We start from the raw sequence: 12,591 nt of genomic DNA on the forward strand, positions 1-12,591 counted from the left end.
CAGAGAGCTGTCCGTTTCAACCAAGCCGCTGTCTTTTTCAGCCAAGCCCGAGCGGGTCGGCCGGGATTATCCTGGCTTCCAGGCCCACTGATTTTTTTTGCCGAGCACGCCGTGCTCACAGGCCTTTACGATAAGGAAAGCCTCACTATGGCAATCGTTCGCCCTACCCTGGAGCAGCTACTGGATATCGCCGGTAACCTGCACATGCAGCTCGACCACGCACAGGCCAGCGAATACCTGGCCCTGATGCAACCGAGTTTCGACGCCTACGACCTGATCGATTCGCTGCCTGACTGCATTCCGCCGATACGCTACGAGCGCACGCCGGGCTATCGCCCCTCGGCGGCGCACAACCCGCTCAATGCCTGGTATGTACGCACCGAAGTCAACGGTGCCCGCACCGGCAAGCTGGCGGGCAAAACGGTCGTCCTCAAGGACAATATCTCGCTGGCCGGCGTGCCCATGATGAATGGTGCCAAGCCGCTGGAGGGCTTCGTGCCGTCGTTCGACGCCACGGTCGTCACCCGCTTACTGGATGCGGGGGCAACCATCATTGGCAAAGCGACGTGCGAGCATTATTGCGTGTCCGGTGGCAGTCACACCTCCGACCCCGCGCCGGTGCATAACCCCTACCGCCAGGGCTTTTCGTCGGGCGGCTCGTCGTCCGGCAGCGCGGCGCTGGTTGCCACGGGCGAAGCCGATCTGGCGGTCGGCGGCGATCAGGGCGGGTCCATCCGGATTCCGTCGGCATTCTGCGGCACCTACGGGATGAAGCCGACCCATGGCCTGGTGCCTTACACCGGCATCATGGCCATCGAAGCGACGATCGACCATGCCGGCCCCGTCACCGCCACGGTGCGCGACAACGCGTTGATGCTGGAGGTCATGGCCGGCGCGGATGGGCTCGATCCACGCCAGGCCGCGCCGCGGGTCGACAGCTACAGCGACTATCTGCAGCGCGGGGTGCAAGGGCTGCGGATCGGCATTCTGCAGGAAGGCTTCGCACTGGCGAACCAGGACCCGCGCGTCGCCGCCTCGGTACGCAACGCCATCGCCCAACTTGCGCGGCTGGGCGCAGAGGTCGAAGAGGTGTCGGTGCCCGAACACGCCATCGCCGGTTCGCTGTGGCTGCCCATCGGCTGTGAAGGCCTGACCATGCAGATGATGCACGGCAATGGGGCCGGCTTTAACTGGCAAGGTCTGTATGACGTCGCGTTGCTCGACAAACAGGCGCAATGGCGCGAGCAGGCCGATACGTTGTCGGCGTCCCTGAAGATGTGCATGTTCATCGGCCAATATGGCCTGGATCGCTACAACGGGCGTTTCTATGCCAAGTCGCAAAACCTGCGGCGCATGGCGCGGGCCGGTTATGACGCGGCACTGGCGCGCTATGACCTGCTGGTATTGCCGACCGTGCCGATCGTTGCCCAGCCCCATCCGCACGCCGATTGCTCAATCACCGAATACGTGGCCCGCGCGCTGGAAATGATCGGCAATGCCTCAGCCCAGGACATCACCGGCCATCCGGCCATGTCGATTCCCTGCGGCCTGGTGGACGGCCTGCCGGTCGGGATGATGCTGGTGGGCAAGCATTACGCCGAAGGCACGATCTACCAGGCAGCCGCCGCCTTCGAGGCGTCCGTCGACTGGAAAACCCTGTAATCGATTCGCCCCCGTGAAGCGCAAAAACAATAAAGCCATCAGTCGCTGCTTCGAAGCTCAATGATGAGGAGTCCAACGATGAAAACCCATGACCACACCACTTCGACCCCAGGCGAGCGAGCACAGGCGTTACTTCAGGTGCTCAAGCAAAAGGAGCTGATTCCCGACGGTTACATAGAACAGATGACACAGCTGATGGCACACGAATGGAGCCCGGAGAACGGCGCACGGGTGGTGGCCAAGGCGTGGGTGGACCCGGCGTTTCGCGAGCTGCTGCTACGCGACGGCACCGCCGCCTGCGCGCAGTTCGGCTACACCGGCCCACAGGGCGAATACATCGTCGCCCTTGAAGACACCCCGACACTGAAAAACGTCATCGTCTGCAGCCTGTGTTCCTGCACCAATTGGCCCGTCCTCGGCCTGCCGCCGGAGTGGTACAAGGGCTTCGAATTCCGTGCCCGACTGGTCCGTGAAGGCCGCACTGTCCTGCGCGAACTGGGCACCGAGCTGCCCCATGAAGTCACCGTCAAGGTGTGGGACACCAGCGCCGAAACCCGCTACCTGGTATTGCCAGTAAGGCCCCAGGGCAGCGAGGCCATGGATGAAGAGGCGCTGCAAAAACTGATCACCAAGGATGTGCTGATCGGTGTCGCGCTGCCCCACGTAGCGTAGCCGAGACGCGTTGTTCCGTTAACTTTTCAGAGGTATGCACAATGGATGGCTTTCATGATCTTGGCGGTTTCCAGGGCTTTGGCAAAATCCCCCACACCATCAACAGCCTGAGCTACACACCGGTGTTCAAACAGGACTGGGAGCACCTGGCCTACAGCTTGATGTTCATCGGCGTCGATCACTTGAAGAAGTTCAGCGTGGACGAAGTGCGTCACGCCGTCGAACGCCTGGACGTGCGTCAACACGTGGGCACCCAATACTACGAACGCTATGTCATTGCCACCGCCACCCTGCTGGTCGAAACCGGTGTGATCACCCAGGCGGAGCTCGATCAGGCGCTGGGCTCGCACTTCAAGCTGGCCAACCCCGCCCATGCCAAAGGTCGCGCGGCGCTGACCGGGCGGCCGCCGTTCGACGTGGGCGACCGTGTGGTGGTTCGCGACGAGTACGTGGCAGGGCATGTGCGCATGCCGGCTTACGTGCGTGGCAAAGAGGGTGTGGTGCTGCACCGCACATCGGCGAAGTGGCCGTTCCCCGACGCAATTGGCCATGGCGATACGAGCGCGGCGCATCAGCCCACCTACCACGTCGAGTTCCGCGTGAAAGACCTGTGGGGGGACGCGGCGGATGATGGGTTCGTGGTGGTCGACCTTTTCGAAGGCTACCTGGACAAGGCCAGCCCTGCACAAGCGGTGAACGCATGATGACCGGCGCCCAGTCGGGCCGACTACCGGTGACGGTACTTTCGGGCTTCCTCGGCGCCGGAAAAACCACCCTGCTCAACCATATTCTGCGCAATCGCGAAGGCCTGAGAGTGGCGGTGATCGTCAACGACATGAGCGACGTCAATATCGATGCCCAGGAAGTGCAGCGCGACGTATCGCTGCAGCGTGGCAGCGATGAACTGATCGAGATGAGCAATGGCTGTATCTGCTGCACGCTGCGCGCCGATTTGCTTGAGCAGATCAGCGCCCTGGCACGCCAGCAGCGTTTCGATTACCTGCTGATTGAATCCACCGGGATTTCCGAGCCGATGCCGGTCGCGGAGACCTTCGCCTTCCTCGACACAGAAGGCTTCAGCCTCAGCGAACTGGCGCGGCTCGACACCCTGGTGACGGTAGTCGACGGTAGCCAGTTTCAAGCACTGCTGGAATCGAGCGACAGCGTTGCGCAAGACAATACCGAGGGCGCGCCTGCACGCCCGCTGGCAGACCTGCTGATCGAACAGGTGGAATACGCCAACGTCATTCTCGTCAACAAACGGGACCTGATCGGTGAGCAGGATTACCTGGCATTGCGCTCGATCCTCGCCAGCCTCAACCCGTCCGCACGCATCCTGCCGATGGCCCACGGTCGGGTGGCGTTGGCCGCCCTCCTCGGCACCCATCTGTTCGATTTGCCCAGCCTGGCGGCATCGCCGGGCTGGATGAAGAAAATGGACGCTGTCGACGCAGCGGCTTCCGAGGCGGATACCTATGGCGTGACGTCCTGGGTGTACCGCGAGCGCGCGCCTTTTCATCCACAGCGCTTGCTCGACTTTCTCCAGCGGCCCTGGTGCAACGGTCGCTTGCTGCGCAGCAAGGGTTATTTCTGGCTGGCCAGCCGTCACCTGGAAACCGGCCTGCTGGTGCAAAGCGCCAGGCAGTTCCAGTGGGACTATGTCGGCCGTTGGTGGCACTTCGTCGAACCGGCGCAATGGCCGCGAGACGAATACCGCCTGCAGAGCCTCATGACCAAGTGGGACAGCATTGTCGGCGACTGCCGGCAGGAGTTGGTCTTCATTGGCCAGGGCATGGACACGGACAGGTTGCAGCGCGAACTCGACAACTGCCTGCTGAGCGTCGAAGAAATCGCCGCCGGCCCACCGGCCTGGCAGGCACTGCCGGGGGCGGCCGCATTTGATGCCGCTGCCATGTCCGCAGTCGCCCCGGCGGTGGATCCCATTCAAGGAGGTGCTGCATGATTTTTTTCAACCGGACCAGCCGCTGGGTATTGGCGCCGCTCGCCGACAGACTCGACCAGCCGGACCAGGCGAGCACACCTTTATCGTCGAGCAACCCGCTGTTGCGACGCATCCTGGCAGGCGTCGAGCACCTGCTGCAGGAACGGCGCGCCCTGCAGGAGCAGGCGCGCACGCTGACGCTGGATGTCGCCGAATTGAGCACAGGCCTTGCCGCGCGCGAAAAGCTGTTGCAGCAACTGGAAAACCGCCTGGCGCTGATCACCCAAGGGACTGATGCCTTGTTTTGGGAGCTTGAGCTGGACGGGAACACACTTGCACCGACCTGTACGGTGCGCTGGAGCGGATGCTGCTCGCCCGAGCACCCATCGATTGACTCGGTGGCGCGGTGGATTGAACAGCTGCACCCGGCTGATCGGCAACGCTTTCCGGCAGCCCTGGAGCGGCACCTGGCCGATCGCAGCGGGCGTACAGGTTTTGCCTTGGACGTGCGCATGGCGCCCGTTCCGGGAGACGACTATCGCTGGCGCAGGCTGCGCGGTCATTCGCGCCGCGATGCGCAAGGCGTGGCGGTCGCCGTGGGCGGAAGCCTGCAGGACATTCACGAACAGTACACCCGGCACGCGGAACTCGAACTGACGGCTGCGCGTTTCGAGATCTCCCGCGAAATGCTGCATGACGGGCTGTGGGATATCGAGGTGGTGGCCGGCGATCCGGCGAACCCGAACAATATCATCTGGTGGTCTTCGCAAATGCGCCGGCTGCTGGGCTGCTCCACGGTCGAGGAGTTTCCCAACACCCTGGAAAGCTGGACCTCGCGCCTGCATCCCGAGGATAGCGCACGGGCCATCGCGGCATTTGTGGCGCATGTCGAGGACCGCAGCGGCAAAACCCCGTTCGATGTGGACTATCGGCTCAAGCACCAAAACGGCACCTACCGCTGGTTTCGCGGGCGTGGCCAGACGCGCCGCGCAGCGGATGGTTCACCGCAACGGGTGGTGGGCGCCATCACCGACATCCACGCCAGGCATGAAGAAAGTGCGATGCGCGAGGCTCAGGAGCAACAGCACCAGGTCATGCAAGAAACCCTCAGCAAGCTGACGCACATTGTCGCCACCATCCAGGGCATTGCCAGCCAGACCAACCTGCTGGCGCTCAACGCCGCCATCGAAGCAGCGCGGGCGGGTGACGCCGGGCGCGGGTTTGCGGTGGTCGCCGATGAGGTGCGCAAGCTGGCCACCCGCACCAGCCAGGCCACCCAGCAAGCCGCCGACATGATCGAGAGCTGAACCGCTGAAACCGCCTGCCAGGCCAATGTGTTTGCAGACCCTCTTCCAACAATAAAAACCAGGTGTCGTTATGCGTGATTATGAATCCGTCGTTACCTCTTTCGATTATCTGCAGCTCGCCGCTCGGGAGCTGCAGGGTGAGCTCACTGCCATGAATGCCTGTATCGAATGCTGCGACCGGCACGCCGAGGGCGATGCAGTGGCGCTGTATTGCGAAGCGCAGGATGGCCGTGCCGCGCGCTATACGTTTCGCGAGCTGCAAGCCCACGCGGCAGGCTTCGGCAACTTTCTGCGCGAGCAAGGGGTCAAGCCCGGGGACCGCGTGGCCGGCCTGATGCCACGCACGGTTGAACTGTTGATTGCTGTGTTAGGGACCTGGCGCATCGGCGCTGTTTACCAGCCGCTGTTTACCGCCTTCGGCCCCAAGGCGATCGAACAGCGGCTGGGCTGCTCCGGCGCCCGCTGGATCGTGACCGACACGCACAACCGCGCCAAGCTGGACGACATTGCTGACTGCCCCAACATCGTCGTGGCCGGTGATGTCTCGATCAACGCGGGTGACCACGACTTCTGGGGCATTGTTGGCCGCCAGCCTGAGGATTGCGCCCCCGTAATGCTGGACGCCAGTGCACCCTTCCTGCTGATGTGCACATCGGGTACCACAGGGCCGGCCAAACCGCTGGAGGTACCGTTGAGCGCCATCCTTGCCTTCAAGGGTTACATGCGTGATGCGATTGATCTGCGTGAGGGAGACCGATTCTGGAACCTTGCCGACCCCGGCTGGGCCTATGGCCTGTATTACGCCGTGACCGGCCCGCTGGCGCTTGGACACGCCACGTTGTTCTATGACGGCCCGTTCACGGTGCAAAGTACCCAACACGTCATTGCCAGGTACGCCATCAACAACCTGGCAGGCTCGCCGACGGCCTATCGCCTGCTGATCGCGGCGGGGGCCGAGTTCGCCGACGCCGTGCGTGGCCAACTGCGGGTGGTGAGCAGCGCCGGCGAGCCGCTCAACCCGCAGGTCATCCGCTGGTTTGCCGAAGAACTCGGGGTGGTCATTCACGATCACTATGGCCAGACCGAAATCGGCATGGTGCTGTGCAATCACCACGCGCTGCGCCATCCGATACGCGAGGGCTCGGCCGGTTATGCGGTGCCCGGTTACCGTATTGTCGTGCTGGATAAAACTCATCGGGAACTGCCGACCGGCCAGCCTGGGACACTGGCAGTCGATCGCGAGCGCTCGCCCCTGTGCTGGTTCGGCGGGTACCTGGGTATGCCGACCAAAGCCTTTGTCGGCCGCTATTACTTGAGCGGCGATATCGTCGAGCTCAATGACGACGGCAGCATCAGCTTCGTCGGGCGTACTGATGACGTGATCACCACGTCCGGCTACCGCGTCGGGCCTTTCGATGTGGAAAGCGCACTGATCGAACACCCGGCGGTGGTCGAAACCGCCGTGATCGGCAAACCCGACCCGCAACGCACCGAGCTGATCAAGGCGTTTGTGGTGCTGAGCAGCCAGTATCCGCCCAGCGCCGAGTTGGCTGAAGAACTGCGCCTGCATGTGCGACAGCGCCTGGCCGCACATGCTTACCCACGGGAAATCGAGTTCGTCGAACACCTGCCCAAGACCCCCAGTGGCAAGTTGCAGCGGTTCATTCTGCGCAATCAGGAAATTGCCAGACAGCAGGCGCTCGACACATGACACAGGAAATCGCAAAAGGCTATGCCAGCGGTGTACGTGAAAACCGTGGCTGGAGAGAAAGTCCAGTGGACTTCAGAAACGAAAAAAGCGGCACAAGGCCGCTATTTCCGTGGCTTCCAGGCGCTCTGTTGGCCTTAGTGGAAGCAAATATGGCGCAGCGGACGGGACTCGAACCCGCGACCCCCGGCGTGACAGGCCGGTATTCTAACCGACTGAACTACCGCTGCGCGTAACACGTAAAGCGAATGGTGGGTGATGACGGGATCGAACCGCCGACCCTCTGCTTGTAAGGCAGATGCTCTCCCAGCTGAGCTAATCACCCTTCGTTTCGGTGTGGGCGCATCATACACCAAAAAATCGTAATGTCTTGATTTAAATGCACTTTATTTAAAAAAAGATTCATTCACGACTGTTTGCCATATTTCGGACAATAAAAAGCCCGCGATTAAGCGGGCTTTCCGTGGCGACCTGGCGTTCAGCATTCCAGGTAACCGAATATGGCGCAGCGGACGGGACTCGAACCCGCGACCCCCGGCGTGACAGGCCGGTATTCTAACCGACTGAACTACCGCTGCGCGTAACACGTGAAGCGAATGGTGGGTGATGACGGGATCGAACCGCCGACCCTCTGCTTGTAAGGCAGATGCTCTCCCAGCTGAGCTAATCACCCTTCGTTTCGGTGTGGCGCGCATTCTACGGAGCGACCCTGGGTCTGGCAAGCACTTTCTTGAATCTTTTTTTTCAGCGCTTCCAATGGCTTACGCAGGGTTGGCCTGCGGCCATATCAAGAGAATAATGCCCTCCTTTGTATAGAGGAGAGACTCACCCCATGTGGTTCAAGAACCTGCTTATCTATCGCCTGACCCAAGATCTGCCTGTTGATGCCGAGGCGTTGGAAGCGGCCATGGCCACCAAACTGGCGCGCCCGTGTGCAAGCCAGGAGCTGACCACTTACGGTTTCGTCGCCCCTTTCGGTAAAGGTGAGGACGCGCCTCTGGTTCACGTCAGCGGCGACTTCCTGCTGATCGCTGCGCGCAAGGAAGAACGTATCCTGCCGGGCAGTGTGGTACGTGATGCGGTCAAGGAGAAAGTCGAAGAGATCGAGGCCGAGCAGATGCGCAAGGTCTACAAGAAGGAACGCGATCAGATCAAGGATGAAATCATCCAGGCGTTCCTGCCCCGGGCCTTCATTCGTCGCTCGTCGACCTTCGCCGCCATCGCGCCGAAACAGGGCCTGATCCTGGTCAACTCGGCCAGCCCGAAACGCGCCGAAGACCTGCTGTCGACCCTGCGCGAAGTGATCGGCACCCTGCCGGTACGCCCGCTCACGGTGAAAACCGCACCGACCGCGATCATGACCGACTGGGTCACCACCCAGAAGCCGGCCGACGATTTCTCCGTGCTCGACGAATGCGAACTGCGCGACACCCACGAAGACGGCGGCATCGTGCGCTGCAAGCGCCAGGACCTGACCAGCGAAGAGATCCAGCTGCACCTGACCACCGGCAAGGTGGTGACCCAGTTGTCGCTGGCCTGGCAGGACAAGCTGTCGTTCATGCTCGACGACAAGATGACCGTCAAGCGCCTGAAGTTCGAAGACCTGCTGCAGGACCAGGCCGAACAGGACGGCGGCGACGAAGCCCTGGGTCAACTGGACGCCAGCTTTACTCTGATGATGCTGACGTTCGGTGATTTCCTGCCGGCGCTGATCGAAGCGTTGGGCGGCGAAGAGAGCCCACAGGGCATCTAAAGCCATGTGAAGATCAAAATGTGGGAGCGGGCTTGCTCGCGAAGGCGGTGAGCCAGTCAATATATTGGCTGACTGATCCACCGCTTTCGCGAGCAAGCCCGCTCCCACCTTTGATGTGTGTTGACACTTCAAGAATCCAATAACAAGGACATCCCCATGCGCGCACTCGCCGCACTGAGCCGCTTCGTCGGCAATACCTTCGCTTACTGGGTGTTGATCTTCGCGGTGCTCGCCTTCCTCGAACCCGGCTGGTTCATCGGCCTGAAAAGCGCCATCGTCCCGCTGCTGGGCCTGGTGATGTTCGGCATGGGGCTGACCCTCAAACTCGAAGACTTCGCCGAGGTCGCTCGCCACCCGTGGCGCGTCGCCCTGGGCGTGGTCGCGCATTTTGTAATCATGCCGGGCGTAGCCTGGTTGCTGTGCCGGGCCTTCAACCTGCCAGCGGAAATTGCCGTCGGCGTGATCCTGGTCGGCTGCTGCCCGAGCGGCACCTCGTCCAACGTGATGACCTGGCTGGCCCGGGGCGACCTGGCGTTGTCGGTGGCGATTGCCGCCGTCACCACCCTCCTCGCCCCGCTGCTCACGCCGGCGCTGATCTGGCTGCTGGCCTCGGCCTGGCTGCCGGTGTCGTTCATGGAGCTGTTCTGGTCGATCCTGCAGGTGGTGCTGCTGCCGATCATACTCGGCGTGCTGGCGCAACGCGTGCTCGGCGCGCGGGTGCGCCATGCGGTGGACGTGCTGCCGCTGGTGTCGGTGATCAGTATCGTGATCATCGTCGCCGCAGTGGTGGCTGCCAGCCAGGCGAAGATCGCCGAGTCGGGCCTGCTGATTATGGCCGTGGTGATACTGCACAACAGTTTCGGCTACCTGCTGGGCTACTTTACCGCGCGCGTGTTCAAGCTGCCGTTGGCGCAACGCAAATCGCTGGCACTGGAAGTGGGCATGCAGAATTCCGGGCTGGGCGCGGCATTGGCCAGCGCGCACTTCTCGCCACTGGCGGCGGTACCGAGCGCGTTGTTCAGCGTCTGGCACAATATTTCCGGGGCGTTGCTGTCGACCTACTTCCGCCGCATGAGCGAGAAAGAAGACCGTCGTCTGCTGGAGGACGCGCCGCAAACTTGATCGCTCGATCAATCTTCGGCACTCTACCGAGCTTCGCGGGGACGACCTCGCGACGCTGTCAAAGCGCCGAATCCGGGGACGACCCCGCCTGAGAAAGCGAGGTCATCATGTCCTGGATCATCCTGTTTTTTGCCGGCCTGTTTGAAGTCGGCTGGGCCGTCGGCTTGAAGTACAACGACGGTTTCAGCAAACCACTGCCCACTGCCCTGACGATTGCCGCCATGGCCATCAGCCTTGGCTTGCTGGGCCTGGCCATGAAGGAACTGCCGCTGGGCACTGCCTACGCCATCTGGACCGGAGTGGGTGCGGTGGGCACGGTGATTGCCGGGATTATCCTGTTTGGGGAGTCCATGGCGCTGTTTCGGCTGGCGAGTGTGGCTTTGATTATCTGCGGGCTCATTGGCCTCAAGATCTCCACCTAAGCCATTGCCGCTATCGGGAGCAAGCCCCCTCCCACACGTGGAATGCATTTCAAATGTGGGAGCTGGCTGGCCTGCGATGAGGCCCTCACTGCCGACACAAAACTACCTGATACTCCCGCGCAACCCACCCACCACCGCCTGCAAGTGCGCAGGCGTTGCCGACTCGACCGATACCGGCTCGCCCGCCACCAGCACCACCCGCGACCAGATGCGATGAAAGAACCCCTTGTGCGGATCACGGCTGAAAAAGCTGCCCCACAACCCCTGCAACGCCATCGGAATCACCGGCACCGGCGTCTCCTCGAGAATGCGCGTCAGCCCACCGCGAAACTCATTCATCGCGCCGTCAGCGGTCAACTTGCCCTCGGGGAAGATGCACACCAGTTCGCCCTCCTGCAGATACCGCGCAATGCGCGTGAAGGCCTGTTCATAGATCTGGATATCTTCATGCCGCCCGGCAATCGGGATAGCACCCGCGGTGCGGAAGATGAAGTTCAGCACCGGCAGGCGGTAGATCTTGTAATACATCACGAACCGGATCGGCCGACGCACCGCGCCGCCGATCAACAGCGCGTCGACAAACGATACATGGTTGCACACCAGCAAGGCGGCGCCTTCGTCCGGGATCTGTTCGAGGTTGCGATGCTCCACGCGGTACATGGAATGGCTGAGCAGCCAGATCATGAAACGCATGGTGAACTCGGGGACGATCCTGAAGATGTAGGTGTTGACCGCGATATTGAGCAGCGACACCACCAGGAACAATTCGGGGATCGACAGCTTGGCCACGCTCAGCAGCAGGATCGACACGATGGCCGACACCACCATGAACAACGCGTTAAGAATGTTGTTGGCGGCAATCACCCGCGCACGTTCGTTTTCGGCAGTGCGCGACTGGATCAGCGCATACAGCGGCACGATGTAGAAACCGCCGAACACGCCCAGGCCGAGAATATCGAACAGCACCCACCACGCCTGGCCGTAGCCGAGCACCGCCAGCCAGTCGTTGGGCTGGACGTTCTGCGGGAAGCCGCCGGAATGCCACCACAGCAGCAGGCCGAACACCGTCAGGCCGAACGAACCGAACGGCACCAGGCCGATCTCCACCTTACGCCCGGAGAGTTTTTCGCAGAGCATCGAGCCCAGCGCGATGCCCACCGAGAACACCGTGAGGATCAGCGTCACCACGGTTTCGTCGCCGTACAGCCACTCCTTGGCGTAGGCCGGGATCTGCGTGAGGTAAGTCGCCCCGACAAACCAGAACCATGAGTTACCGACGATCGAGCGCGACACCGCCGGCGTCTGCCCAAGCCCCATGCGCAAGGTGGCCCACGACTGGGTGAAAATGTTCCAGTCCAGGCGCAACTGCGGGGTGGACGCCGCCGCCCGTGGAATGCTGCGGCTGGCCAGATAGCCCAGCACTGCCACGCCAACAATCGCGGTGGCCACCAACGGTGCGTAATGGGCGGATGACATCATGATGCCCGCACCAATGGTGCCGGCGAGGATGGCGAGGAAGGTGCCCATCTCCACCAGACCGTTGCCGCCCACCAGTTCATCGTCGTGCAGGGCCTGGGGCATGATCGAATACTTCACCGGGCCGAACAGCGCCGAGTGCGTGCCCATGGCGAACAGCGCCAGCAACATAAGCTCGAGGTGATTGATCAGAAAGCCAGTGGCGCCCACGGCCATGATCACGATTTCGCCGATCTTGATCGCGCGGATCAACGCGTCCTTGTTGAATTTCTCGCCAAACTGCCCGGCCAGTGCCGAGAACAGGAAGAACGGCAGGATAAACAGCAAGGCGCAGAGGTTGACCCAGATCGAGCGATCACCGTCGAGGGTCAGCTTGTAGAGAATCGCCAGGATCAGCGATTGCTTGAAGATGTTGTCGTTGAATGCGCCCAGCAACTGGGTGATGAAAAACGGCAGGAAACGCCGGGTGCGCAGCAAGGTAAATTGCGAGGGGTGGCTCATCGTCCGTGTTCCTGCGTGGCCTGTTA

The 12,591-nt window shown here is 61.9% G+C and carries 9 protein-coding genes, 4 tRNA genes and 2 pseudogenes; 10 read left to right on the top strand and 5 right to left on the bottom strand.

Annotated features, from left to right (window positions below):
* The first annotated feature begins 147 nt into the window (after nt 1-147).
* From ACXX81_RS13965 to ACXX81_RS13995, 7 genes and pseudogenes are all read left to right on the top strand, one after another.
* Entirely contained in the window at nt 148-1,662 is a 1,515-nt protein-coding gene (locus ACXX81_RS13965) for an amidase (protein ID WP_458571906.1), read from the top strand.
* Nucleotides 1,663-1,740: 78 nt separating this feature from the next.
* Nucleotides 1,741-2,334: a nitrile hydratase subunit alpha gene (gene nthA, locus ACXX81_RS13970; RefSeq protein ID WP_209980713.1), complete on the top strand. Its 594-nt coding sequence runs from the start codon at nt 1,741-1,743 to the stop codon at nt 2,332-2,334.
* A gap of 41 nt (nt 2,335-2,375) precedes the next feature.
* Nucleotides 2,376-3,038, top strand: coding sequence for a nitrile hydratase subunit beta (nthB, locus tag ACXX81_RS13975; protein WP_209980711.1), 663 nt, complete (start codon nt 2,376-2,378; stop codon nt 3,036-3,038).
* Nucleotides 3,035-4,297, top strand: coding sequence for a GTP-binding protein (locus ACXX81_RS13980; RefSeq protein ID WP_458571907.1), 1,263 nt, complete (start codon nt 3,035-3,037; stop codon nt 4,295-4,297). The genes nthB and ACXX81_RS13980 overlap by 4 nt, the downstream gene beginning before the upstream one ends.
* A 665-nt stretch (nt 4,298-4,962) precedes the next feature.
* Nucleotides 4,963-5,289: pseudogene (locus ACXX81_RS13985) on the top strand (PAS domain-containing protein); the annotation flags it as partial.
* Nucleotides 5,290-5,292: 3 nt separating this feature from the next.
* Nucleotides 5,293-5,574, top strand: a pseudogene (locus tag ACXX81_RS13990) (methyl-accepting chemotaxis protein); the annotation flags it as partial.
* Between the two features lie 79 nt (nt 5,575-5,653).
* Nucleotides 5,654-7,294: an AMP-binding protein gene (locus tag ACXX81_RS13995; protein ID WP_322213191.1), complete on the top strand. Its 1,641-nt coding sequence runs from the start codon at nt 5,654-5,656 to the stop codon at nt 7,292-7,294.
* Between the two features lie 150 nt (nt 7,295-7,444).
* Here the strand turns inward: ACXX81_RS13995 and ACXX81_RS14000 are convergent.
* The 4 genes from ACXX81_RS14000 to ACXX81_RS14015 form a co-directional block, all read right to left on the bottom strand.
* Nucleotides 7,445-7,521, bottom strand: a tRNA-Asp gene (locus ACXX81_RS14000).
* Between the two features lie 19 nt (nt 7,522-7,540).
* Nucleotides 7,541-7,616: transfer RNA gene (locus ACXX81_RS14005), tRNA-Val, on the bottom strand.
* A 176-nt stretch (nt 7,617-7,792) separates the two neighbouring features.
* Nucleotides 7,793-7,869, bottom strand: a tRNA-Asp gene (locus ACXX81_RS14010).
* Nucleotides 7,870-7,888: 19 nt separating this feature from the next.
* Nucleotides 7,889-7,964, bottom strand: a tRNA-Val gene (locus tag ACXX81_RS14015).
* A 159-nt stretch (nt 7,965-8,123) separates the two neighbouring features.
* Between ACXX81_RS14015 and rdgC the strand changes: the two genes are divergently transcribed.
* The 3 genes from rdgC to sugE all read left to right on the top strand — a co-directional run bounded on the left by rdgC (nt 8,124) and on the right by sugE (nt 10,588).
* Nucleotides 8,124-9,044, top strand: coding sequence for a recombination-associated protein RdgC (gene rdgC / locus ACXX81_RS14020; protein ID WP_209980702.1), 921 nt, complete (start codon nt 8,124-8,126; stop codon nt 9,042-9,044).
* A gap of 156 nt (nt 9,045-9,200) precedes the next feature.
* Nucleotides 9,201-10,166, top strand: a complete 966-nt coding sequence (locus ACXX81_RS14025; protein ID WP_231423299.1) for a bile acid:sodium symporter family protein — start codon at nt 9,201-9,203, stop codon at nt 10,164-10,166.
* Between the two features lie 107 nt (nt 10,167-10,273).
* Nucleotides 10,274-10,588 (top strand): quaternary ammonium compound efflux SMR transporter SugE, encoded by a 315-nt coding sequence (sugE, locus tag ACXX81_RS14030; protein ID WP_458571908.1) that lies wholly within the window; start codon nt 10,274-10,276, stop codon nt 10,586-10,588.
* Nucleotides 10,589-10,690: 102 nt separating this feature from the next.
* Here sugE and ACXX81_RS14035 read toward each other — a convergent pair whose 3' ends face one another.
* Complete coding sequence (locus ACXX81_RS14035) at nt 10,691-12,565, bottom strand: MFS transporter (RefSeq protein ID WP_458571909.1); 1,875 nt, start codon at nt 12,563-12,565, stop codon at nt 10,691-10,693.
* Between the last annotated feature and the right edge of the window lie 26 nt (nt 12,566-12,591).

It is taken from the genome of Pseudomonas sp. GNP013 (assembly GCF_054343995.1).